We start from the raw sequence: 22,799 nt of genomic DNA on the forward strand, positions 1-22,799 counted from the left end.
GGCTCGGCCGTGCCCGCATTCCCCCGACCGAAAGACACTCGTGTCCGACACCTCTTCGCCCACCTGGACCGCACCTCTGGGTCGCTTCCTCCGCACCGAGACGGTGGGTGGTTCGCTGCTGCTCATCGCCGCAGCGATAGCTCTGATCTGGATCAACTCCCCGTTCGGGGACTCCTACATCGCGCTGCGGGACTTCACCTTCGGCCCGGAATCCCTGCACCTGCACCTCTCGGTGGGCGACTGGGCCAAGGACGGCCTGCTCGCCGTCTTCTTCTTCGTCGCGGGCCTCGAGCTCAAACGCGAACTCGTCACGGGTGAACTCGCCGACCGCAAGAAGGCGATCCTGCCCGTGATCGCCGCGGCCGGCGGCGTGATCCTGCCCGCCCTCATCGCGGCCCTCGTCGGCTGGGGTGCACCGGGAATGGACCGGGGCTGGGCGATCCCGGTCGCCACCGACATCGCCTTCGCGCTCGGCGTGCTCGCTCTCACCGGTTCCCGCATCCCCACCAGCGCCCGAGTGTTCCTGTTGAGCCTGGCCGTGGTCGACGACCTCATCGGCATCGCGCTCATCGCGATCCTGTTCACCTCGGGCCTCGCCGTCGCGTGGTTGCTCGCCACGGTGGCCGCAGCGGCCGCGTACCGGTTCGCGCAGCAGAAGCGCGTCACCACCCCGTGGTTGTACGTACCGCTCGCACTGTTCACCTGGTACGCCATGCACAGCGCCGGTATCCACGCGACCGTCGCCGGGGTCCTCCTCGGCCTGCTCACACGTGTACGCAACGATCCCGGCGAGGACTACGCACCCGCCGAGCGGCTGGTCCATCGCATCCAGCCGTGGTCCGCCGGCCTGTGCGTTCCGCTGTTCGCCCTGTTCGCTTCGGGCGTGCCCATCGGTGCGCAGATGCTCGGCGAGGTGTTCACCGATCCTGTCGGCCAGTCCGTCGTCCTGGGGCTACTCGTCGGAAAGACCGTCGGAATCTTCGGCGCGACCTGGCTCGCGATCCGGTTCGGTCTCGCGACCCGCCCGACCGGGCTGATGTGGGGCGACGTGTTCGCGCTCGCCGTGATCGGCGGCATCGGATTCACGGTGAGCCTGCTCATCGCCGAACTCTCGCTCGGCGACATCCACGGCGGCGAGCCCGCCGAGATCGCCAAGGCCGCCGTGCTGGTGACGTCTTTGATCGCCTCCGTCATCGGGTCGGCGCTACTGTTACGGCGTGGGCGCGCCCACCGCCAACGGAACGAACCAACCGAAGGGGTCGAGTAGTGAGCGTGACGAACGCGAATCGTCCGGAGAACGGAGTCCCGTCGAGCATCTCGGGCATCCCGTTGACGAAGGTGGACGCTCCGACGCCCCGCGACGCCAGTGTGGGCGAACTGGTGCGCGATGCGGCGACACAGCTGTCCACCCTGTTCCGCGCCGAGGTCCAGCTCGCCAAGGCCGAGGTGACCGGTGAGGTCAAGAAGGGCGTGCAGGGCAGCCTGTTCTTCATCCTCGCGCTCGCCGTGCTGACCTTCAGCTCGTTCTTCTTCTTCTTCTTCCTCGCCGAACTGCTCGACATCTGGGTGGCGCGCTGGCTCGCCTTCCTCATCGTCTTCCTGATCATGGTGGTGGTGACCGCCCTGCTGGCCTTGATCGGCTATATGCGGGTGCGCAAGGTGCGCGCACCCAACAAGACCATCGACTCGCTCAAGCAGACCGCGTCGATCCTCCCGAACAGCCAGGACGGACACGACTCGGCCGGCCCCCGCCACGCCGCGCCGCGTCACGCCACCCGCTGACCACCGGATCGTCAGTGCCCTTCCCCGACCCGTCCACGGTCCGATATCCCGGACCGTGGACGCATCGAGACATCCACGCCAACGGCATCCGATTCCATGCCGTCGAAGCCGGCCCGCACGACCCGGACACACCGCTCGTGGTGTTCGTGCACGGCTTCGCCGACCTGTGGTGGTCGTGGCGCCACCAGCTCACCGCCTTCGCGGAGCTCGGCTACCGGGCCGTGACCGTGGACCTGCGCGGTTACGGCGACACCGACAAGCCGCCGCGCGGGTACGACGGATGGACGCTCTCGAACGACATCGCGGGTCTGATCCGCGCGCTCGGCCACACCGAGGCGATCCTCGTCGGTCACGCCGACGGGGGCCTCGTGTGCTGGGCGACCGCGGTGCTCCATCCCACTCTCGTGCGGGCGATCGCGGTCGTCGACTCCCCGCACCCGATCTCGCTGCGCGATGCGACGCTGCGCGACCGCGCGCAACGCAAAGCCCTGCTGCCGACCTTCCTCGCCTACCAGCTGCCGTGGCGCCCCGAGCGGAAACTGGTCCGCGACGACGGCCGGGAGATCGAACGGCTGATGCGCGTGCGCTGCGGCCCCGACTGGCGGCGCACCGGCGAGTTCGCCGAGGTCGTCGACCGGCTTCGTTCAGCGATCCGCATCCCGGGCACGGCCCACCTGACCCTCGAATACCAGCGCTGGGCGTTCCGCAGTCAGTGGCGTCCCGACGGGCGCCGGTTCATGAAGGCCATGGACGTCGAGCTCACACTGCCGATCCTGCAACTCCACGGCGCACTGGATCCCTACGTCCTCGCGGCGACACTCCGCCGCTGCGTGCGGCACGCCCCCGGTCGGATCCTGAAATTCGTCGACGGGGCCGGCCACTACGCCCACCAGGAAAGGCCCGACGCGGTGACGGCGTTGCTCGCCGACTTCATCCGCACGCTCGACTGAATCCGCCCCGGGTGGGCGGCCGGACGATGCGGGCCGTCAGACGATGCAGGCGCCGGTCGCGACCGGCTGATTCCTTCCGGCCATCGCCAGCTGCCGGCTCACCTCTGCACCGGTGAGGACGAAGCCGGTATCGGTGTCGTCGACCGCCGCCCCGAAGACCATCCCGAGGACGTTGCCGGACGGATCGACCAGCGGACCACCCGAATTGCCCTGACGGATCGTGCCGCGCACCGTGTACACCTCACGTTCGACGGTGCCGCCGCGGTAGATGTCGGGGCCCTGCAGATCGAGTGTCTCGCGGATCCGCGCCGCACTCGCCGTGTACGGCCCGCCACCCGGATAGCCGAGCACGATCGCGTCGTCACCCGACTCCGCGGCCTCCGACTCGAAACGGAGCGGCTGCGCGGTCAGTCCCGGCACCGCGAGGATCGCGACATCCACTTCCGGGTCGAACAGCACGACCGTCGCGTCGAGCGGTCCGCTCTCCGTATCGACGGTCACCGCCGCGGTTCCTGCGACGACGTGCGCGTTCGTCATCACCCGTTCGGGTGCCACGACGAAGCCGGATCCCTCGAGCGCCTTCTGGCAGCTGGGCGCGACACCGTTGATACGCAGCACACTCGTCTGCAGCCGGGCCGGCACCGATCCTTCGAGCAGAGTGCCGTCGGGTACTTCCACCTCGGCGATCGGGGTGCGCCCGAACGGTCCGATCACCTCGGGCAGGCCCGATGTGTCGAGCAGCGCCGAGAACTCGTTGGGGATGGCGCGCATCCAGTCGGGCGCGACATCGTCGACCGTCCCGAGCACATCGGAACCCCGAACGGCCGCGGAGACAGCGGGCTGGGTCGCGGCGGTCAGAGGGATGGCGAGCAGCCACGCGGCGACGAGCACCGCGACCGACTGCAGACCGGCGCCGACGACACTGTCCACCGCCCGCGCACCCGGACTGTGGATGCTGCTGCGCGCGGCACGGCCGAGCACCATGCCGGCCACCTCGCCGATCACGACCAGCACCACGATCAGGGCGATCCCGGCCAGGATGCGCATGCGGGCATCGTCGATGTGCACGAGCACGTGCGGGGCGATGAGGATGCCCGCGACCGCACCGAGCAGCACGCCCAGGAAGGCCAGAGCCGAGGCGACGGCTCCCTGCCGGAGCCCGGAGGACGCGGCGATCAGGACGATCACCACGATGATCAGATCGATCCAGCCCGATCCGGTCATGATTCGACCACCCCCGTCTCCACTTCGGTGAGCACGACGTCCAGATCACGGACATCGTCGTGATCCCACTCGATCTCCCAACCCGACACCGCGAACAGACCCGCGAGCACGCCCGCGGTGAAACCCCAGACCAGCATCCCGTCCACCTGGAAGGCCGGACCCTGATAACCCAGCCGGTGCCGGACCTGGAACCGGTTGTCGGGGTCGAGCAGTTCGTGCAGCGACACCCGGACCACGCGGGTGGCCTCCCGCGGGTCGACCACACCGACGGGACTCGGAGTCTCCCAGTAGGCGACCACAGGTGTCACCTCGAAGCCGGAGGGTGGGATGAACAGTTCGGGAAGCACCGCGAGCGGCCGGATGCCGGACGGGTCCAGGCCTGTTTCCTCCTGTGCCTCCCGCAACGCGGTGTGGATGGCTCCGTAGTCCTCCGGGTCGGCAGCGCCCCCGGGAAAGGCCACCTGTCCGCTGTGCTGCCGCAGCGTCGCGGCCCGCTGGGTGAGCAGGACGTCGGCGTCGGTGGGCAGTCCGCCGCGGGCGATGGGGTCGGTCGCCGGCGACCCGCCGAACAACACCAGGACCGAGGCCTGCCGCACCCGCGCGTCACGGGGTGCGCGACGGTTCAGGATCGGGTTGAGACCGTGGGGGTCGGCCGGGGACACCGAGGCGACACGCCGGAGCCATTCGGGGATCATGCGGCCACCCCCAGATGCTCCTCGACGAGCGAGGCGACCTCGTCGGCGGACCGGAACGGTATCGGCAGTACCGCGGCGACCGATCCGTCCGCGCGGAGCAGCACCGTCACGGGAAGGACCGCAGGCGCGCCGACGGCGGCCTGCACCCGTCCGGATCCGTCCTGGACACCCGGCAACCGCACGGCGTAGTCGGCGAGTTTGGAGAGCGCGTTCGACTCGTTGGGATCGGTGTGGACTGTGACGACCGTGACCGCGTCGCCCACGCGGGCGGCGTACTCCTCGAGCACGGGAAGTTCCTCGGCGCAGGGGCCGCACCACCAGGCCCACAGGTTCACCACGGCAGGCCTGCCGGCCAGGGCGGCCGCGAGGTCCACGGAGGATCCGTCACCGACACATTCGAAGACCAGTCCGGCGAGCGGACCGGCGGCAGGCCCGGGCACGCCCGGTCGCGGACACGACTCCAGTGCGGCGGCCTCCCGCAACGGTGCGAGGGCCTGCGCGTCGTCCTGGGGACGCCGGTCCACGGACGCGGCGGACGGCGTGGCCGGTCCGGATCCGGCGGCGGACGGAGTGTCGCCGCGGTCGCGCGGCCAGATCGCCACGATCAACGCGATGACGACGACGAGGGCTGCCAGGCTCCAACGGCCTGCTGTGGAAGGACGCACTCCGTCACCGCCCGGCCAGCTCGAGCAGGTGCTCGGTCTCCGGTCCCTTCACCAGCGCGGCCGCGGTCTGCGGATCGGTGGGCCCGGTCCCGTAGGACGGGCAGTCCTTCGCGAGCACACACACCCCGCACGCGGGCTTGCGGGCATGGCACACCCGCCGGCCGTGGAAGATCACCCGATGGGACAGCAGCGTCCACTCCTTGCGTTCGATGAGTGCACCCACCGCATGCTCGATCTTGACGGGATCGGTCTCCTCGGTCCATTCCCAGCGGCGCACGAGCCGCTGGAAGTGGGTGTCGACGGTGATACCCGGCACATCGAAGGCGTTGCCGAGGATGACGTTGGCGGTCTTGCGGCCGATGCCGGGCAGCGCGACGAGATCCTTCAGGCGGGCGGGCACCTCGCCGTCGTGACGTTCGAGCAACGCCTGCCCCAGTCCGATCAGGGAGTTGGCCTTGTTGCGGTAGAAGCCGGTCGAGCGGATGTACTCCTCGAGCTCGGTGCGGTCGGCTTCCGCGTAGGCGCGGGCGTCCGGATACCGGGCGAACAGAGCCGGAGTCACCTGGTTGACCCGCACATCCGTGCACTGCGCCGACAGGATCGTTGCGACGGCGAGTTCGAGCGGAGTCGTGAAGTCCAGCTCGCAGTAGACGTGCGGAAATGCCTCGGCGAGGCGCCGGTTCATCCGTCGTGCGCGACGGACGAGGGCGAGGCGCGACTCCGGTCCGCGAGCCTTTCCGTTCACTCGGCGCGGGGCCGTCTCGGGGCTCTCGGACTGGGTGGCATGCACCTGATCCACTCTACGTAAACACTCCCCCCAGGATTCGGCCCCGTGTCTCTTCCGAGATCTTTCCGGTGTTTACTTCCGGGTATGCAAGCTCTTGCTGTCGTCCTCTTCCCGGTGCTGCTCATGTTGTTCGCACTGTCCATGGAACGTGTCGAAGCGCGCTTGAGTCGGTTGTCCGTCCGTGAGCAGGAAGTGGAGGAGTTCCTCGACAAAGCGGACCACGCCGATGTCGCGGCACTTGCCCGGGAAGGTTTCCCCGGGGCCCTGGCCCGCTTCCAGCGTCGCCGCCGCCGCGGACCGAGCGTCGACGGATCGGATGATTCGGACGGCCATCTCCGCACCCGCCGCGCCAGCTGATCGACTACCTGCCGGTAGCCTCGAGGTACCGATGATCGGGTTCGTCGACCGTTTCCGTGGTATCGGTCACTCGTCCGTGCAGCGCGCACGATAGACTGGGCGCTCGTACGCCTGACAGGTGACCTGCCCGGGAAGTCCGTCGACGTGCAGACCCGGCAGTAGATGACGAATCATTCCCAAAAGGAGCGCACGTGGACGAGGTCCTGGCCAGAGCAGGCATCTTCCAAGGAGTCGAGCCCTCGGCGGTTGCGGCGCTGATCAAAGAGCTTCAGCCTGTAGATTTCCCGCGCGGCCATGTCATCTTCAACGAGGGTGAACCCGGCGACCGGCTGTACATCATCGTCTCCGGCAAGGTGAAGCTCGGGCGTCGTTCGCCCGACGGTCGCGAGAACCTCCTGACGATCATGGGCCCGTCCGACATGTTCGGCGAGCTGTCGATCTTCGACCCGGGTCCGCGCACCTCCACCGCCACCACCGTCACCGAGGTGCGTGCTGTGAGCATGGACCGCGAGGCGCTCAAGGCGTGGATCGACCAGCGCCCCGAGATCGCCGAGCAGCTCCTCCGGGTGCTCGCCCGACGTCTGCGTCGCACCAACAACAGCCTCGCCGACCTGATCTTCACCGACGTGCCCGGTCGAGTCGCCAAGGCGCTGCTGCAGCTCGCACAGCGCTTCGGCACCCAGGAGGCCGGCGCCCTGCGTGTCACGCACGACCTGACGCAGGAAGAGATCGCACAGCTCGTCGGCGCGTCCCGCGAGACCGTGAACAAGGCCCTGGCCGACTTCGCGCACCGCGGCTGGCTGCGCCTCGAAGGCAAGAGCGTGCTGATCTCCGACTCGGAGCGTCTGGCGCGTCGCGCTCGCTGACCCACGGATCACCGAAAGGCCGGGCCGCTCGCTGCGTCCCGGCCTTTCGTGTGTCCTGTCTCAGCCGTGGCTGCGCAGGTAGTCCAGCTGCACGTTGACCGACTTCTCCGCCGCACCCCACAGCGACGGGTCGACATCGGCGTAGACGTGCTCGACGACCTGCCGCGCCGACGCGTCGGTGCCGAGGGTGCGCAGCGCACCTCGCACCTGTTCCAGCCGCCCCTCCCGGTGCGTGAGGTACTCCCGCGCGATCGTCTCGAGGTCGGGCAGCTCGGGACCGTGCCCCGGCAGCACGGTGTAGCCGCCGCCCAGACCGATGAGCGACCTCAGCGAGCTCAGATAGTCGCCGAGGTCGCCGTCCGAATCGTCGAGCACGGTCGTGCCGCGTCCCAGGATGGTGTCGGCGGTGAGCACACTCCGGTCGTCCTCGATCACGAACGACAGCGAGTCGGCGGTGTGCCCCGGCGTCGCGACCACCCGGATGCGCAGTCCCGCCGCCTCGACGACGTCGCCGCCGGACAACTGCTGCCCACCGCCGTGGCGGTGTTCCGGCAGGACCGCGTGCACCGGGCAGTCCGCGAGCTGCGAGAAACGCTCGGCACCCTCGGTGTGGTCGAAGTGGCGGTGACTGATGAGTGTCGCCGCCACCGGTACCCGCGCGATTCGCTCGAGATGTCCTTCGTCGAGGGGACCCGGATCGACCACGACACACTCGTCGCTGCCGGGAGCCCGGAGGATCCAGGTGTTCGTTCCCTCGAGAGACATGATCGAGGGATTCTCGGCCAGGATCACCGCGGCGTTCTCGGTGACCTGCCGCAGCTGCGCGTAGGCGGGGTGGACCAGCGCCATCACTTGTGCCTCTCGTGTCGAGTCCGTCGGAAGCCGCCCTCGCCGCCTGCCGCCGATGCCGCAGCCGGAGGAGGTGGCGTCAGCGTACTTCCACCATCAGCTCGACCTCGACGGGAGCGCCGAGAGGCAGCTCCGCGACACCGACCGCCGAGCGGGCATGCGCCCCGACCTCGCCGAAGATCTCGCCGAGGATCTCCGACGCGCCGTTGATGACGCCGGGTTGCCCGGTGAAGCCCTCCGCGGACGCGACGAAGCCGACGACCTTCACGATGCTCGCGATGTTGTCGAGCCCGACGAGACCGTCGACGGCGGCGAGCGCGTTGAGCGCGGCGGTCCGGGCCGCGATCTTCGCCTCCTCCGCCGACACCTCCGCGCCCACCTTGCCGGTGTGCGTCAGCTTCCCGTCGACCAGCGGCAACTGACCGGAGGTGTAGACGACGTCGCCGTTGCGGACGGCGGGCACGTAGGCCGCCACCGGCGCGGCGACCGGCGGCAGGGTGATGCCGAGTTCGGTCAGGCGTTCGCTCCAGGTGTGGTGCGCCACGGATCAGCCCTTCGGACGCTTGAGGTAGGCGACGTGCTGTTCACCGGTGGGTCCGGGCAGAACGGTGACGAGCTCCCATCCGTCGGCGCCCCACTGGTCGAGGATCTGCTTGGTCGCGTGCGTGAGCAGCGGCACGGTTGCGTATTCCCATGTGGTGGTTTCACTCATGTCCTGACCCTATCCGGCACCGTTCACCGTCCACGACTTATAGGCTCGTGATCGTGGCATCTCCGACATCACATTCCGGCGAGTGGCCGACAGGCGCCGCCCAGGCGCGACTGCACTTCGTGTCCGGCAAGGGCGGCACCGGCAAGTCCACCGTGGCCGCTGCGCTCGCGCTGGCGCTCGCCGCCGGGGGGCGCAAGGTCCTGCTCGTCGAGACGGAGGGACGCCAGGGCATCGCCCAGCTGTTCGACGTACCGCCGCTCCCGCCGGTCGAGACGAAGATCGCCACCGCGCCGGGTGGCGGAGAGGTGTCGGCTCTCGCGATCGACATCGAGGCGGCCTTCCTCGAATACCTCGACATGTTCTACAACCTCGGATTCGCAGGTCGCGCGATGCGCCGGATGGGGGCGATCGAGTTCGTGACCACGCTCGCGCCGGGTCTGCGCGATGTGATCCTCACCGGCAAGATCAAGGAGACCGTGGTGCGGACCGACGCGTCGGGCACACCCGTCTACGACGCGGTGGTGGTCGATTCCCCGCCCACCGGCCGCATCGGCAGCTTCCTCGACGTCACCAAGGCCATGGCCGATCTCGCGAAGTCCGGTCCGATCCGGTCGCAGAGCGAGGGCGTGGTCCGGCTGCTGCACTCCGACCAGACCGTCGTCCACCTGGTGACCCTGCTCGAGGCACTGCCGGTGCAGGAGACGGCCGACGCGGTGGACGAACTCGAGGCCGCCGATCTCCGGATGGGAACGGTGATCGTCAACCGCACCGCCCCCGAACACCTGCCCGAGGAACTCGTCGACGACGTCGCCGCCGGACGCATCGAGGGCCCCGCGATCCGGTCGACCCTCGAACGGGTGTCCATCAAGCTCTCCGACGACGATTTCGCCGGCCTGCTGACCCAGACCATCGAGCACGCCGCGGTGCTCCAGGCGCAACAGGTGAGCGCCGCTCAACTCGACGAAGTGAAGGTGGCACGCATGTCCCTACCGGCCCTCGCCGACGGTGTCGATCTCGGTGGCCTCTACGAACTCGCCGACGTCCTCGCCGAGCAGGGTGTCCGATGAGCGCACCGATCCGGAAGGCCCTCGACGTCGGCCGCATCCTGGACGACCGCTCGTCCCGGGTGATCGTGTGCTGCGGGTCGGGGGGTGTCGGTAAGACGACCACCGCTGCGGCACTCGCGCTGCGGGCCGCCGAACGGGGCCGCAGCGTCGTGGTGCTCACGATCGACCCGGCGCGGCGACTGGCACAGGCTCTCGGGGTCGCGTCGCTCGACAATTCACCGCAGAAGGTGGAGCTCGGGCCGGAAGCGAAGGGCGAGCTGCACGCGATGATGCTCAACATGCGTCGCACCTTCGACGACATGGTGCTCGAGCACTCGACACCGGAGAAGGCCCAGCAGATCCTCGACAACCCCTTCTACCAGACCGTGGCATCGTCGTTCTCCGGCACGCAGGAGTACATGGCGATGGAGAAGCTCGGTCAGCTCTCGCAGAGCGACGAGTGGGACCTCATCATCGTCGACACTCCGCCGTCCCGTAACGCGCTCGACTTCCTCGACGCTCCTCAGCGGCTCGGCGCGTTCCTCGACGGCCGGATGATCCGGCTCTTCACAGCTCCCGGGCGAGGCTTCGGCCGATTGGTGACGGGTGCGATGGGGCTCGCGCTCAAGGCGGTCTCGACGATCGTCGGGAGCCAGATGCTGTCGGACGCGTCGGCCTTCGTGCAGTCGCTGGACTCGATGTTCGGTGGGTTCCGGGAGCGCGCCAACCGCACCTACCGTTTGCTCCAGCAGCCGGGAACACACTTCATGGTGGTCGCGGCGCCGGAACCCGACGCTCTGCGCGAGGCGTCTTTCTTCGTGGAGCGACTCTCGGGCGACCGCATGCCGCTGTCGGGCCTGGTGCTCAACCGCACCCATCCGACACTGTCGGCACTTCCGTCCGATCACGCGCTCACCGCGGCGGATCAACTCGCCGAGGAGGAGGGGGTGGACGCGCACGCCGCGGAGGCCGTTCTCCGCATCCACGCTCATCGGGCCGTGATCGCCAAGCGGGAACTGCGGTTGCTACGCAACTTCACCGCGGCGCATCCCACCGTTCCCGTCGTCGGGGTGCCCTCGCTGCCCTTCGAGGTCTCCGATCTCGAGGCCCTACGGGCCGTGGGCGAGCAATTGACCCGCGAGGCGTGATGTCTCGCGGGTCATGATCTCGGCGGTTAGTACCGGGAGGTGGTGACTAGACCGCGCTCTGGTGCTGCCGCTGCGCCTGGAAGAAATCGGCCCAGGACTCGACCTCGGGGTGCTGCTTGAGGAGTGCACGACGCTGCCGTTCCGTCATGCCTCCCCACACACCGAACTCGACACGGTTGTCGAGGGCGTCCGCCCCGCACTCGAGCATCACCGGGCAGTGCCGGCAGATCACCGCGGCCTTGCGCTGCGCTGCGCCACGCACGAACAGTTCATCGGGATCGACTTCGCGGCAGCGAGCCTTGGAGACCCAAGCGATGCGCGCTTCGGCCTGATCGACGTCGAGTCGGGTCGTCGGGGTGGTCATGTGCATTCAGTTGCCCCTTTACATTCCGAACGCCGGTTCGCGGTGTTCGAGGTCTGCGCCGCCCGTGTGCCGCGACGGCGCGAAACCTGCCCGTCAAGGTGTTATCTGCGTCACACTGATGTCTCAATCTAGGTAAACTGATGCCCACGCGCAAGGCGAACGAAACCTTTTCTGGTACGTACGTACATAGTTGCACGTCGGAGGCGTTTTCACCGGGTCTGTCGAGCCACGCCCGCTCCCTCGGAACCGCCGCCCGGTCCCCCGCCACGTACTGTGTAGGCGTGTCGATCCGAAGAACGGTGGCGAAGCTCGCCGGTTGCACGGCCCTCGGCGGCGTTCTCGTAGCAGGGATGCTCTTCCCGGCAGCGGGTGGATTCGGGTACCTCTCGAACCGCGCCGCGGACACCGTCGACAACAGTTCCGCAGAGCTCGTCGAAGGTGTCGTCCCTGCCGTGACGACCATGGTCGACAAGGCGGGTGAGCCCATCGCGTGGCTCTACGACCAACGCCGATTCGAGGTGCCGAGCGAGCAGATCTCCAACGAGATGAAGCTCGCGATCGTCTCGATCGAGGACAAGCGGTTCCCCGAGCACCAGGGCGTCGACTGGCAGGGCACCATCCGCGCATTCCTCACCAACACGACGAGCGGTCAGGTCGAGCAGGGCGCTTCCACGATCGACCAGCAGTACGTCAAGAACTACCTCCTGCACGTGATCGCGAAGACCGACGCCGAACGCCGCGCGGCGATCGAGACGACCCCGGCCCGCAAGATCCGTGAGATCCGCATGGCGCTGACGCTCGACGATCAGCTCACCAAGGACGAAATCCTCACCCGCTATCTGAACCTCGTCCCCTTCGGCAACGGATCGTTCGGCATCCAGGACGCCGCCCGGACCTACTTCGGCATCGACGCGAAGGACCTGAACATCCCGCAGGCCGCGATGCTCGCGGGCATGGTGCAGTCCAGCTCGGCGCTGAACCCGTACACGAATCCCGACGGCGTGCTCGCCCGGCGCAACATCGTGCTCGACACCATGATCGACAACATCCCGGAGCGCGCCGACGAGATCCGCGCCGCGAAGGAACTGCCGCTCGGCGTGCTGCCCGAACCGAACACGCTCCCGCGCGGCTGCATCGCGGCCGACGACCGCGGCTACTTCTGCGAGTACGCGCTGCAGTACCTCGAGAACTCCGGCCTGTCCCGTGAGCAGATCGACCGGGGCGGATATCTCATCCGCACGACCCTCGATCCCGAGGTCCAGGACTCCGTCAAGGCATCGCTCGACCGGTTCACCAGCCCCACCGTCGACGATGTGGCCTCCGTGATGAACGTGATCGAACCGGGACAGGATTCGCACAAGGTCCTTGCCATGGGGTCGAGCCGCAAGTTCGGGCTCGACGCCGAGGCCAAGGAGACGGTCCAGCCGCAGCCCTACTCGCTGGCGGGTCACGGCGCCGGGTCGATCTTCAAGATCTTCACCGTCGCGGCCGCTATGGAACAGGGTCTGGGCACGTCCGCCGTGCTCGACGTCCCGTCCCGCTACAACGCCCGTGGTCTGGGCGACGGCGGTGCCCGTGGCTGCCCGGCCAACTACTACTGCGTCGAGAACGCCGCGCCGTACCCGTCGCAACTGTCGGTGACCGACGCGCTGGCGCAGTCCCCGAACACGGCGTTCGTCAAGCTCATCGAGGCCACCGGCGTCGACGCGGTCGTCGACATGTCGGTGCGGCTGGGCCTGCGGTCGTACCTGCAGCCCCGCACCTCCGGTTTCGGCGACCAGTCGATGGCCGAGATGCAGAAGGACCAGCACCTCGGCTCGTACACTCTCGGCCCGACGTGGATCAACGCGCTCGAGCTGTCGAACGTCGCGGCGACCCTCGCCTCGCACGGCAAGTGGTGCCCGCCCAGCCCGATCGAGGGAGTGTTCGACCGCGAGGGCAAGCCCGTCCCGATCACCCAGCAGGCCTGCGAGCAGGCCGTCGAGCCCGGACTCGCCGACACTCTCGCGACGGCGATGAGCAAGGACACCGCCGGCGGCGGCACCGCTTCGGGTGCCGCGGGTTCGGTGGGCTGGAACCTGCCGGTCGCGGCGAAGACCGGTACCACGGAGTCGCACATGTCGTCGGCGTTCCTCGGCTTCACCAACCGGTTCGCCGGGGTCGTCTACACCTACGGCGACTCCCCCACCCCGGGGCAGATCTGCTCGGGTCCGGTTCGCCCCTGCTACGACGGCAACCTCTTCGGTGGCACGGAGCCGGCTCGGACGTGGTTCTCGGCGATGCTGCCGGTCGCGAACAAGTTCGGTCCCGTCGAGCTCCCTGCCCCCGACCCGCGGTACGTCCGCGGTGCCGGTAACGCTCAGGTCCCCGACGTCACAGGCCTGTCGAAGGACCGCGCGGTGCAGCGCCTGCGCGACGCCGGTTTCTCGGTGTCGGAGGCGACGATCGCCGGTGAGGAACGCGCCGGAACCGTGACGGGCACGTCCCCGAGCGGCTCGGCGGTGCCGGGTTCGACGGTGACCTTGTTCATCAGCGACGGATCGGTCCGCGTGGCTCCCACCACCAGCGCCACCCCGGCGCGTCCGCGCGATCGCGAGGTTCCCGACACGACCCGCCCGTCGACCCGCGCGCCTGTTCCGGAACGTGAGCTGGAGCAGAGCGAGTCGAGTCCTCCCGCGGACGAGGACTCCACTCCCACGACGACACCGAGTCGCCCCGACAACTGAGCCGCAGGGCATCCACGGCCGTGCAGTTCTCGTCGCCCCTTCCCGGTGAAGGCCCGCGAGAACTGCACGGCCGTCCGGCTACAGGCGTGAACGAACGGCTGCGGACAAGCGCTTGCCGTCGGCTTTTCCTGCCGCGATCTCGGTGGCGGCCTTCATCACCTGGCCCATGTTCTTCGGGCCCGGACGCGTTCCGAGTTCCTCGGCGACGCGCGCGAGTGCGGTGTCGACGACGTCGACGAGTTCGGCATCGGTCAGCGGCGTGGGCAGGTATTCGTCGATGATCCGCGCCTCGGCGTGCTCCTTGGCCGCGAGCTCGCCGCGTCCGTTCTCGGTGTAGATCTCGGCAGCCTCGCCGCGCTTCTTCGACTCCTTCGCGAGAACCTCGAGCACGTCGTCGTCGGAGAGCTCACGGGCCTCCTTGCCTGCCACCGCCTTGTTCCGGACCGCCGCCAGCAGCATCCGGAGCGTCTCGGTCCGCAGCTTGTCCTTGTCCTTCATCGCAGCCGTCAGGTCTGTCCGCAGTCTGGATTCGAGGGAGGATGTGGTGTTGCTCATGCCGGAAACGCTACGCGGGGCAAGCGAACCGCGTGCAGTGACCACACACGGCGGTACGCTGGAGAAGTGCCTGACCTGTCTGCAATTCGCCGTGTAACCCTCGGTGCTGCCGGCGCCGCCGCTCTCGGCCTCGGTTACGCCACGCTGATCGAACGGAATGCGTTCACCCTTCGCGAGGTCACGGTGCCGGTGCTCGCACCCGGCGCGTCGACACTGCGGGTGCTGCACATCAGCGACCTGCACATGACTCCCGACCAGAAGCTCAAACAGAACTGGTTGCGTGAGCTCGACAGCCTCGAGCCCGATCTCGTGGTGAACACGGGCGACAACCTCTCGCACCCGAAGGCCGTTCCGGCCGTCGTCCAGGCCCTCGGCGGGCTTCTCGCCCGCCCGGGTCTGTTCGTCTTCGGGAGCAACGACTATTTCGCTCCCGTGCTGAAGAACCCGCTCGCCTACTTCGACAAGAACCACGACCGGGTCTACGGTCCTCCGTTGCCGTGGGGCGACCTGCGCGCGGCGTTCACCGAGCGGGGCTGGCAGGACATGACACATGTGCGCCGCGACATCGAGGTGGGGGGTGTGCGCATCGCTGTCGGCGGTGTCGACGACCCGCACCTCGACCGCGACCGGTACGAGACGATTGCCGGTGCGGCCGATCCGTCGGCCGATCTGCGGCTGGGCATGACGCACTCCCCCGAGCCGCGGGTGCTCGACCGTTTCGCCGAGGACGGCTACGACCTCGTTCTCGCGGGCCATACCCACGGTGGTCAGCTGTGCCTGCCGTTCTACGGCGCGTTGGTGACCAATTGCGGAATCGACCGGTCGCGGGTGAAGGGCGCGTCGCGGTGGGGCGCTCACATGCGACTGCACGTCTCCGCGGGCATCGGCACGTCGCCGTTCGCTCCCGCGCGGTTCTTCTGTCGTCCGGAGGCCACCCTGCTGACCCTCGTTCCGGCCTCGCGCGACACCACGCAGCACACCAGTGGCGACGCGGCAGAGCGCGCAGGGTTACGTCGCTGACCAGCCGATTTAATCTTCTGCGGGCTCGTGTTGTAAGCTGACCGAGGTTCAATACGGGGTGTGGCGCAGCTTGGTAGCGCGCTTCGTTCGGGACGAAGAGGTCGTGGGTTCGAATCCCGCCACCCCGACTCGTGGAAGAACTCGTCAGGGCACTTTCTCCTCACGGAGAAGGTGCCCTGACTACGTTTGCGGGTCGGTGCGAACCCGAGACGGGGTCGCGAGGACGGAGTGGTTCCGGCTGTAGACGAAGTAGATGATCAGGCCGAGAAGCATCCACAGCACGAAACGCAGCCATGTCTCGACGGACAGATTCACCATCAGCCACACGCACGCGATCACCGCGAGAATCGGGACCAGCGGCACCAGCGGCACCCGGAACCCGCGTTCGAGATCCGGTCGTGTCCGCCGCAGCACGATCACACCGATCGACACGAGTACGAACGCGAAGAGCGTGCCGATGTTGACCATCTCCTCGAGCGTGCCCAGCGGCACGAGACCCGCGAGCAGCGCGACGACCACCGTCACGAGTACCGTCGTGCGCACCGGGGTTCCTCGACTGCCCGTGTGGGAGAGCCCGCGTGGCACGAGTCCGTCCCGCGCCATGGCGAACAACACCCTCGTCTGACCCAGCATCAGCACCATCACGACCGTCGTCAGACCCGCGAGGGCACCGATCGAGATCAGGTTCTTGGCCCAGTCCATCCCGTTGAGCGCGAACGCTGTCGCCAGCGTCGACTCGTCCCCTTCGAGGGCGGTGTAGTCGACCATGCCGGTGAGGACGAGGCTGACGGCCACGTACAGCACCGTCACGATCGCGAGCGAGCCGAGGATGCCGATCGGCACCGCCTTCTGCGGATGACGCGTTTCCTCGGCCGTGGTGGCGACGACGTCGAATCCGATGAACGCGAAGAACACCAGACTGGCTGCGGCCAGCAGCCCGTACCAGCCGAAGGTACTGCCTCCTGCGCCGGTGGCGAACGAGAACAGGGACTGATGCAGTCCGTCACCGGTGTCGCCGGCTTCCGAGGGTGGGATGAACGGCGAATAGTTCTCGGCCTTGATGTAGAAGGCGCCGAGAGCCACCACGAACAGCACCACCGCGATCTTGATCGACGTGATGACCAACGAGACCCGGGACGAGAGTTTGGTACCCGTGGCGAGCAGCACGCCGATCACGGCGACGATCAGGATCGCACCCCAGTCGACTTTCACCGGCCCGATCGTGAAGCTCGAGGACACGGTCATGACCTCGTGGAGGTAGAGCGACCACCCCTTCGCGACCACCGCCGCCGCGAGGGCGAATTCGAGGATGAGGTCCCATCCGATGATCCACGCGACGAATTCCCCGAAGGTCGCGAACGAGTAGGTGTAGGCGCTGCCGGCGACAGGCACGGTCGAGGCGAATTCGGCATAGCAGAGGGCGGCGAGAGCACACGCGATCGCCGCGAAGACGAAGGCCAGTGACACCGACGGGCCGGCGACGTTGCCCGCGGTCCGGGCGGTGAGCGTGAAGATGCCGGCGCCGATGACGACTGCGACTCCGAACACGATGAGGTCCCAGGCGGTCAAATCCTTGCGCAGCCTCGAATCGGGTTCGTCGGTGTCGCGGATGGATTGCTCCACCGACTTGGCGCGAAGCAGTCCGGTCCTGGGGGGCCTACCGATCCGAGTCATCGCGATCCTCTCCCGGAAGGAACCCACCGCTTCGGGCACGAACCGAAGTGGCCGGCCGCCCTGTCGCAGGGTGTATGAGCAGAATATGCCGCTCGCTCCCGGATCGATGCCTCTCCACGGGAAAAACGGACGTCGCACCCTCGTAAAAGTTCTTCGAGTTTGTTTCAGAGGTAAAAACAGACTTGCCTCACTTAGACTGAAACGCGGCAGTGCACCCGCGAGACGTCCCGGCTCCGGTCGGGGGGAACGGAAATCGGCGGATGACGCGACGACACAGGGCCTCCCGGGAGAACACGCCGGAGAACTCCGGTGGTTCCACGCTGACGACCAGGCGCCGCTCCCGACGACGGTGGCTCGCCGTCCTCCTGCTCACCGTGTGTGCCTTCGTCGCCGCGGGCGTGCCCGTCTACGTGGCCCCGCAGATCGAAATCGAGAACCTGAGTCCGTACCGCCGAGCGGATGCGATCTTCGTCCTCGGCGGAGCGATATACGAGCGCTACCCCTATGCGCTCGAACTCGCGCTCGACGGCTTCGCGCCCCAGGTCGTCGTGTCGAATCCCAATGGAGCGAAAGATGTCTGGCTGACGGACCTCTGCAACCACCCGCGCTACGAATTTTCCGTCACGTGCTTCGAACCGGACCCACCCACCACGCGCGGTGAGGCGATGGAACTGAGCCGTCTCGCCCAGCAGCACGACTGGAAGAGCGTCATCGTCGTGACGTTCGTGCCACACGTCTCCCGGGCGCGTTTCATCCTCGAGCGCTGCTTCGACGGCGAACTCATCATGGCCGCCAGCCCCGGCGACATCGCCCTGTCGTACTGGGCGTGGGCGTACGCCTATCAGACCGCGGGTTACCTGCGGGCCTTCTCGCACACGGGATGCTGACGTCGGACGATCAGGGCAGCAAGCGGTCGAGGAACCGGTTGCTGAACACTCGATGCGGGTCGTGCCGTTCGAAGGCCGCGAGCGCGGCGTCCCAGCCCTGCCCGGACGGCAACCCGGTGCGGTACATGGCCGGCACCGTGCTCCCGAGGAAACCGGGATCGCGGTAGCCGCCTTGTTCGTCGAACGCCCACCCCTTCGACCATTCCGACCGGAACGTCGCGTAGTCGCCCGAGTAGTGGGCGGCCATCCACTGTTCCATCTCCCGGAAGAAGGCCGGCATTCCGACGGTTCCGGGGATGGAGACCACGTTGAGCCAGATCGCGGTGTCCCAGTCGGGCCGGTCGGGACGAGGGCGCACCGGCGACAGGTCGGGCACTCCGGCGGCGTCGACGAGCACTTCGTCGACGTCGTCGATCTTGCACAGCCGCACCTCGAAGGGCATGTTGACGGGGTACTGCCCCTGCGAGGCGTAGTGCGTCATCCGTTCGTGCAGCCACGTCGTGAATTCGTTGATGACGCGGGCGATGTTGTCGCGCCGGGTCACGACGACGCCCCCGCCCGCGACGACCCGCAGGGTCGTCGCGCGGAGGTAGAACAGCAGGTCCTTGGACCATCCCCACAGGTCGCTCGTGCCGGTCGCGGCGAGCCCCGCCGCCACCGCACCGAACTGTGATGCGCCGAAGGCCGGTGTGACGCCCTGGGCGCCGCGCACGACCTGCCCCAGCAGGTCGGTGAGCTCTTCGGGGAGGCTGTCGGAGAAGAAGTAGTTGTACGGGCCCCGCACCTCGCGGGAGGCGGCGGGCTTCTCCGGCGACATCGACCAGATCTTGAGCCACGGCGTCTCGGTGAAGGGGAACCAGATCGCCTCGACCCGCCCGTGTTCCTCGACGTAGCGCTCGAAGGTGCGTCCCGGCGAGCCGGGCGGCGCGAACAGTTCGCGCCACGGGATGTCGGTGAAGCTCTGGCAGCGCACCCGGTAGTTCGCCCCGGCCTGCAGGGTCACCGAGGTGACGAAGGTGCGTCCGAGATGGGCGAGCAGTGGTCCGATCTCCGGTTCGGCACGCCGGAATTCGCGCAGTTCGTAGGCACCGGCCGACGGGTTCCACACCACGGCGGTCAGGGCCAGGACGAGATTGGAGAGGGATCCGAACGACTGGCCCGGGATCACCGTCTCCCCCGCTGCGGGATAGGTGGCGCCGTGGGCTCCGATCGACAGTGCGCCCGCGATGGAGATGTCGCCGATGGCGGGCGAATTGGCCCAGCCCAGTCCGTGCGCTTCGAGCGCGGTGAGGATCGCTTCGATGCTCGCCCCGCCGCCTGCCGTCACGCGCGGAGGTGCGGCGGCGGAGTCGACGACGACCTGATTCAGTTGCGACATGGTGTCGACCAGCACGACGTTGCCGATGTCCTGGCCGGCTTCGAGGGTGAGCGGGCTCCAACTGTGCATCGATCCACGAGGGCGGATGCGGAAGCCGTGGACGTGTGCCCAGTTGGCGAGGCGGACGACGTCGTCGGCGGTGCGCGCGGTCGCGGTCCACACCGCGTCGAACCGGATGGTCTTCGCCCAGTTGACGAACTGTTGCTGCGAGAGCGGGATGTCGGCCGGGAAATCCGGTGGCGCCGGGATGGTCGCGGCCGGGTCGCCGAGTGGCACCGCACCTGCGAGAGTCCATCCCGTGCCTGCGAGGACAGCGGCTCCGGCGGCCGCTCCGAGAAGACCGCGACGGCTGAGTGTGGGGCCTGAGGCTCGATCGCTCACGGGGCGGGTTCCGTTCTGTTCTGCGGGCACGGACTCCGTAAAAATAGAACAAGTTCTCTTTTCGTTCCAGTACTGCTACCGGTTTGCGCCGCCCTCGCTCCAGAACGACAGTCCCGACGCCTCCAGCGTGCCGAGGATGTGTTCGGGAGCGCCGTCGACCGACCAGATCCCCATCGCGACCGCCGCCACGGTCAGAGCGGGACCGAGGATGCCGAGCTCGAACGGGCCGCCCGCACGGATGGACAAGACCGAGGGCAGCTTGATCTCCCACCAGCGCGACCCGCGCCACGGCACGAACGGCGCGAGGAAGGGGATGCCTTCCTTGGTGATGGCATCACCGAGACAGTGCGTGGCGCACCCGAGGGCCACCGCCACACCCAGGCCCGTCGATGCGACCTCCTGAGGGAACCACGTCCACGACAGGATCGACAGCACCGCAGCGCTCAGGGTGACGATCACCCACCCGCGCTTGTTGGCCCACGACCCGAACAGTCCCCGCAGAGCGAGACCGAGGGTGACGAACAGGACCCCGATGATCGCTTCCCTGCCGAAGCTCGCGACGAGTGCCGAGACTCCGGCGCCGAGCAGCGCCGCGAACAGTGCGGTGTGCGTCATGGTGCGGTGCCCGCCACGTCGCTTCCGGTCGCGGCTTCCCTTGGTGAGCGAGTAGTAACCGAGCGAGACCGCGTCGACGCCCTTGGCGCAGATCTGGCTCACAGGCCCGAACGACCTCGCGACCGTCGACTGTGCCGTGTCGAGATCCGGCAGCAGGGCCGCCCCCGAGCACACCGCCGCGAAGGCGAAGGTCTCCGCGGTGGACGCGGGCGCACCCCAGTCGGGAGGAAGCAGATCGGCGACGACGAGCCCCACCAGCGCTCCGGAAACTGCATGGGTAGGACCCATCACCATGTCGGGCAACACCTTTCGAAGAACGACCGCGGACCCGCCCCGACGGGGACACCGCCGGTCCGGGTCTCCAACCTAACAACCACAGCCGACACAGCTGTCACACGCATGTTCGAACGAGCGATATGGTGCCCGGATACGGACGGGGCCGCCCACCGGAGCGGTGGACGGCCCTGTCATCCGTGCCGGATTCCTCGTCCGCGAGGAAGATGGAGTTGTACCGTCGGCGCCGCGAACGGCGCATGACCGAAGGTCCGGAGGGAGAGCGACATGGATACCACGCTGATCGTGCTGGCGCTGGCAGCGCTGATCTACTGGTGGGGGCTCCTCTGATCCCGCCGGCTCCCCCGGCGACGGATCAGGCTCCGGCGCGCACGCCCGCCTCGACCCGCTTGCCGAGTTCCTCGTCGACATTGCGCCAGTACTCGAAGATCCGCTCGTAGAGCGCCTCCGAGGTACCGCCGAGGACGTGACCGACGATGTTGTTCACGAGCCGCTCACGTGCCGCGTCGTCCATCACCTCGCGGACGAGAGTGCCCGCCTGGGCGAAGTCGTCGTCCTCGCGGTGCTGCACGTATCCCGCACGCACGGCCTCGGTTCCGAAGTCCCACAGGCCTTCGTCACCGGCCCGCCCGGGGTCGGCGTGCGGGCCGCCGAAGCTGTTCGGTGCGTAGACCGGCGTCTGCGGGTCGCCGAAGGTGTAGGCCATGCTGCCCTCCTTGCTGTAGGAGTCGACACGGGCGGCCTTCGCGGAGTTCACCGGCAGCTGTGCGTGGTTGACGCCGATGCGGTAGCGATGGGCGTCGGCGTAGGAGAACACGCGGCCGAGCAGCATCTTGTCGGGCGAGAAACCGATGCCCGGCACGATGTTCGACGGCGCGAACGCGGCCTGCTCGATCTCCGCGAAGAAGTTGCGCGGGTTGCGGTTCAGGGTCATGGTGCCGACCTTGATCAACGGGTAGTCCTTCTGCGACCACACCTTGGTCAGGTCGAACGGGTTGAACCGGTAGTTCTCCGCCTCCGCGACCGGCATGATCTGCACGTGGAGCGTCCAGCTCGGGAACTCGCCGCGCTCGATCGCCGTGTACAGGTCGGCGCGGTGGTAGTCGGGATCGGAACCGGCCAGGCGGTCGGCCTCGGCCTGGGTGAGGAACTCGATGCCCTGGTCGGTCTTGAAGTGGTATTTCACCCAGAAGCGCTCACCGGCGGCATTGATCCACTGGTAGGTGTGCGAGCCGAAGCCGTCCATGTGCCGCCAGGTGCGCGGCAGGCCGCGGTCGCCCATCAGCCAGGTGACCTGGTGCGCCGTCTCGGGACGCAGAGTCCAGAAGTCCCACTGCATCGTGTGGTCGCGCAGGCCGGAGCCGGGCAGGCGCTTCTGCGAGTGGATGAAGTCGGGGAACTTGATGGGGTCCTTGATGAAGAAGACCGGGGTGTTGTTGCCGACGAGATCGTAGTTCCCGTCCTCGGTGTAGAACTTCAGGGCGAAGCCACGCGGGTCGCGCCAGGTGTCGGGGCTGCCCTGCTCACCGGCGACGGTCGAAAAGCGGGCCAGCATCTCGGTTGTCGCACCGGGCTGGAACAGCTCGGCCTTGGTGTAGGCGGAGACGTCCTCGGTGACGACGAGCTCACCGAACGCACCGGCGCCCTTGGCGTGCACGACGCGCTCGGGTACGCGCTCGCGGTTGAAGTGCGCGAGCTTCTCGACCAGGTAGTGGTCGTGGAGCAGGATCGGGCCCTGGGTGCCGGCGGTCAGCGACTCGTCGTCGCTCGCGACGGGGATACCGACGTTGTTCGTGGTGAAACGGGTGTTCGTCATGGATGACC

23 protein-coding genes and 1 tRNA gene are annotated in these 22,799 nt (G+C 68.0%); 11 read left to right on the top strand and 13 right to left on the bottom strand.

The features are described from left to right. Positions 1-40: 40 nt before the first annotated feature. The 3 genes from nhaA to EQ874_RS18735 are packed head-to-tail and all read left to right on the top strand — an operon-like array spanning position 41 to position 2,732. A complete protein-coding gene (nhaA, locus tag EQ874_RS18725) occupies positions 41-1,267 on the top strand; it encodes a Na+/H+ antiporter NhaA (protein WP_129977731.1) in 1,227 nt (408 codons plus the stop codon). Continuing rightward, positions 1,267-1,782 carry a phage holin family protein gene (locus tag EQ874_RS18730; protein WP_016934631.1) on the top strand — a complete coding sequence of 172 codons (516 nt, stop codon included), beginning with the start codon at positions 1,267-1,269 and terminating at the stop codon, positions 1,780-1,782. Before nhaA ends, EQ874_RS18730 begins: the two co-directional genes overlap by 1 nt. 14 nt (positions 1,783-1,796) lie before the next feature. Continuing rightward, positions 1,797-2,732: an alpha/beta hydrolase gene (locus EQ874_RS18735; RefSeq protein ID WP_129977732.1), complete on the top strand. Its 936-nt coding sequence runs from the start codon at positions 1,797-1,799 to the stop codon at positions 2,730-2,732. Positions 2,733-2,768: 36 nt separating this feature from the next. On the opposite strand, the gene EQ874_RS18740 is transcribed toward EQ874_RS18735, so the two are convergent. The 4 genes from EQ874_RS18740 to nth are packed head-to-tail and all read right to left on the bottom strand — an operon-like array spanning position 2,769 to position 6,115. Then, positions 2,769-3,956, bottom strand: a complete 1,188-nt coding sequence (locus EQ874_RS18740) for a MarP family serine protease (protein WP_129977733.1) — start codon at positions 3,954-3,956, stop codon at positions 2,769-2,771. Further along, complete coding sequence (locus EQ874_RS18745; RefSeq protein ID WP_129977734.1) at positions 3,953-4,651, bottom strand: CoA pyrophosphatase; 699 nt, start codon at positions 4,649-4,651, stop codon at positions 3,953-3,955. The genes EQ874_RS18740 and EQ874_RS18745 overlap by 4 nt, the downstream gene beginning before the upstream one ends. Beyond that, positions 4,648-5,316, bottom strand: a complete 669-nt coding sequence (locus tag EQ874_RS18750) for a redoxin family protein (RefSeq protein WP_129977735.1) — start codon at positions 5,314-5,316, stop codon at positions 4,648-4,650. Before EQ874_RS18750 ends, EQ874_RS18745 begins: the two co-directional genes overlap by 4 nt. Positions 5,317-5,320: 4 nt before the next feature. Beyond that, positions 5,321-6,115 (bottom strand): endonuclease III, encoded by a 795-nt coding sequence (nth, locus tag EQ874_RS18755; protein ID WP_064062813.1) that lies wholly within the window; start codon positions 6,113-6,115, stop codon positions 5,321-5,323. Positions 6,116-6,187: 72 nt separating this feature from the next. On the opposite strand from nth, the gene EQ874_RS22945 reads away from it, so the two are divergent. Both EQ874_RS22945 and EQ874_RS18765 read left to right on the top strand, forming a co-directional pair. Then, positions 6,188-6,460, top strand: coding sequence for a hypothetical protein (locus EQ874_RS22945; RefSeq protein WP_165369278.1), 273 nt, complete (start codon positions 6,188-6,190; stop codon positions 6,458-6,460). A gap of 191 nt (positions 6,461-6,651) precedes the next feature. Next, positions 6,652-7,326 (top strand): Crp/Fnr family transcriptional regulator, encoded by a 675-nt coding sequence (locus EQ874_RS18765; protein ID WP_016934470.1) that lies wholly within the window; start codon positions 6,652-6,654, stop codon positions 7,324-7,326. Between the two features lie 60 nt (positions 7,327-7,386). Here EQ874_RS18765 and EQ874_RS18770 read toward each other — a convergent pair whose 3' ends face one another. The 3 genes from EQ874_RS18770 to EQ874_RS18780 form a co-directional block, all read right to left on the bottom strand. Further along, positions 7,387-8,175 carry an MBL fold metallo-hydrolase gene (locus EQ874_RS18770; protein ID WP_064062815.1) on the bottom strand — a complete coding sequence of 263 codons (789 nt, stop codon included), beginning with the start codon at positions 8,173-8,175 and terminating at the stop codon, positions 7,387-7,389. Positions 8,176-8,254: 79 nt separating this feature from the next. After that, on the bottom strand, positions 8,255-8,719 hold the full coding sequence (locus EQ874_RS18775) for a RidA family protein (protein WP_064062816.1): 465 nt from the start codon (positions 8,717-8,719) through the stop codon (positions 8,255-8,257). 3 nt (positions 8,720-8,722) lie between these two features. Beyond that, complete coding sequence (locus EQ874_RS18780) at positions 8,723-8,887, bottom strand: DUF4177 domain-containing protein (RefSeq protein WP_006552429.1); 165 nt, start codon at positions 8,885-8,887, stop codon at positions 8,723-8,725. Positions 8,888-8,934: 47 nt separating this feature from the next. Here EQ874_RS18780 and EQ874_RS18785 point away from each other — a divergent pair, with 47 nt between their 5' ends. Together EQ874_RS18785 and EQ874_RS18790 are read left to right on the top strand one after the other, a co-directional pair. Further along, the gene (locus tag EQ874_RS18785; protein WP_064062817.1) at positions 8,935-9,954 is read left to right on the top strand and encodes an ArsA-related P-loop ATPase; all 1,020 of its coding nucleotides are present in this window, start codon (positions 8,935-8,937) and stop codon (positions 9,952-9,954) included. Next, positions 9,951-11,081: an ArsA family ATPase gene (locus EQ874_RS18790; protein ID WP_016934973.1), complete on the top strand. Its 1,131-nt coding sequence runs from the start codon at positions 9,951-9,953 to the stop codon at positions 11,079-11,081. The genes EQ874_RS18785 and EQ874_RS18790 overlap by 4 nt, the downstream gene beginning before the upstream one ends. Before the next feature lie 46 nt (positions 11,082-11,127). On the opposite strand, the gene EQ874_RS18795 is transcribed toward EQ874_RS18790, so the two are convergent. Next, positions 11,128-11,451 carry a WhiB family transcriptional regulator gene (locus EQ874_RS18795; protein WP_006552432.1) on the bottom strand — a complete coding sequence of 108 codons (324 nt, stop codon included), beginning with the start codon at positions 11,449-11,451 and terminating at the stop codon, positions 11,128-11,130. A gap of 293 nt (positions 11,452-11,744) precedes the next feature. Here EQ874_RS18795 and EQ874_RS18800 point away from each other — a divergent pair, with 293 nt between their 5' ends. Further along, on the top strand, positions 11,745-14,171 hold the full coding sequence (locus EQ874_RS18800) for a transglycosylase domain-containing protein (RefSeq protein ID WP_064062818.1): 2,427 nt from the start codon (positions 11,745-11,747) through the stop codon (positions 14,169-14,171). Between the two features lie 78 nt (positions 14,172-14,249). Here the strand turns inward: EQ874_RS18800 and EQ874_RS18805 are convergent, their stop codons facing one another. After that, positions 14,250-14,726, bottom strand: a complete 477-nt coding sequence (locus tag EQ874_RS18805) for a GatB/YqeY domain-containing protein (RefSeq protein WP_064062819.1) — start codon at positions 14,724-14,726, stop codon at positions 14,250-14,252. Between the two features lie 66 nt (positions 14,727-14,792). Between EQ874_RS18805 and EQ874_RS18810 the strand changes: the two genes are divergently transcribed. Both EQ874_RS18810 and EQ874_RS18815 read left to right on the top strand, forming a co-directional pair. Continuing rightward, positions 14,793-15,746, top strand: a complete 954-nt coding sequence (locus EQ874_RS18810) for a metallophosphoesterase (protein ID WP_016934634.1) — start codon at positions 14,793-14,795, stop codon at positions 15,744-15,746. A gap of 54 nt (positions 15,747-15,800) precedes the next feature. Then, positions 15,801-15,874 (top strand) — tRNA-Pro (locus tag EQ874_RS18815). A 52-nt stretch (positions 15,875-15,926) separates the two neighbouring features. Here EQ874_RS18815 and EQ874_RS18820 read toward each other — a convergent pair. Next, positions 15,927-17,420, bottom strand: coding sequence for an amino acid permease (locus EQ874_RS18820; protein WP_064062894.1), 1,494 nt, complete (start codon positions 17,418-17,420; stop codon positions 15,927-15,929). 365 nt (positions 17,421-17,785) lie between these two features. Here EQ874_RS18820 and EQ874_RS18825 point away from each other — a divergent pair, with 365 nt between their 5' ends. Beyond that, positions 17,786-18,307 carry a YdcF family protein gene (locus tag EQ874_RS18825; protein ID WP_129977803.1) on the top strand — a complete coding sequence of 174 codons (522 nt, stop codon included), beginning with the start codon at positions 17,786-17,788 and terminating at the stop codon, positions 18,305-18,307. 10 nt (positions 18,308-18,317) lie between these two features. Here EQ874_RS18825 and EQ874_RS18830 read toward each other — a convergent pair whose 3' ends face one another. The 3 genes from EQ874_RS18830 to EQ874_RS18840 all read right to left on the bottom strand — a co-directional run bounded on the left by EQ874_RS18830 (position 18,318) and on the right by EQ874_RS18840 (position 22,791). After that, positions 18,318-20,066 (bottom strand): cholesterol oxidase substrate-binding domain-containing protein, encoded by a 1,749-nt coding sequence (locus EQ874_RS18830; protein ID WP_129977736.1) that lies wholly within the window; start codon positions 20,064-20,066, stop codon positions 18,318-18,320. Between the two features lie 75 nt (positions 20,067-20,141). Then, positions 20,142-20,975, bottom strand: a complete 834-nt coding sequence (locus EQ874_RS18835; RefSeq protein WP_016932507.1) for a metal-dependent hydrolase — start codon at positions 20,973-20,975, stop codon at positions 20,142-20,144. 355 nt (positions 20,976-21,330) lie between these two features. Continuing rightward, complete coding sequence (locus EQ874_RS18840) at positions 21,331-22,791, bottom strand: catalase (RefSeq protein ID WP_129977737.1); 1,461 nt, start codon at positions 22,789-22,791, stop codon at positions 21,331-21,333. Positions 22,792-22,799 lie beyond the last annotated feature (8 nt).

The organism is Rhodococcus sp. Q1, assembly GCF_004153645.1.
GTDB lineage: Bacteria > Actinomycetota > Actinomycetes > Mycobacteriales > Mycobacteriaceae > Rhodococcus > Rhodococcus gordoniae.

What these genes read in the sequence shown, in the direction of transcription:
- EQ874_RS18740 (WP_129977733.1), bottom strand. Translation starts at nt 3,956, where the DNA reads ATGACCGGATCGGGCTGGATCGATCTGATCATCGTGGTGATCGTCCTG.
- EQ874_RS18745 (WP_129977734.1), bottom strand. Translation starts at nt 4,651, where the DNA reads ATGATCCCCGAATGGCTCCGGCGTGTCGCCTCGGTGTCCCCGGCCGAC.
- EQ874_RS22945 (WP_165369278.1), top strand. Translation starts at nt 6,188, where the DNA reads ATGCAAGCTCTTGCTGTCGTCCTCTTCCCGGTGCTGCTCATGTTGTTC.
- EQ874_RS18770 (WP_064062815.1), bottom strand. Translation starts at nt 8,175, where the DNA reads ATGGCGCTGGTCCACCCCGCCTACGCGCAGCTGCGGCAGGTCACCGAG.
- EQ874_RS18780 (WP_006552429.1), bottom strand. Translation starts at nt 8,887, where the DNA reads ATGAGTGAAACCACCACATGGGAATACGCAACCGTGCCGCTGCTCACG.
- EQ874_RS18790 (WP_016934973.1), top strand. Translation starts at nt 9,951, where the DNA reads ATGAGCGCACCGATCCGGAAGGCCCTCGACGTCGGCCGCATCCTGGAC.
- EQ874_RS18795 (WP_006552432.1), bottom strand. Translation starts at nt 11,451, where the DNA reads ATGCACATGACCACCCCGACGACCCGACTCGACGTCGATCAGGCCGAA.
- EQ874_RS18805 (WP_064062819.1), bottom strand. Translation starts at nt 14,726, where the DNA reads ATGAGCAACACCACATCCTCCCTCGAATCCAGACTGCGGACAGACCTG.
- EQ874_RS18820 (WP_064062894.1), bottom strand. Translation starts at nt 17,420, where the DNA reads ATGACTCGGATCGGTAGGCCCCCCAGGACCGGACTGCTTCGCGCCAAG.
- EQ874_RS18835 (WP_016932507.1), bottom strand. Translation starts at nt 20,975, where the DNA reads ATGGTGATGGGTCCTACCCATGCAGTTTCCGGAGCGCTGGTGGGGCTC.
- EQ874_RS18840 (WP_129977737.1), bottom strand. Translation starts at nt 22,791, where the DNA reads ATGACGAACACCCGTTTCACCACGAACAACGTCGGTATCCCCGTCGCG.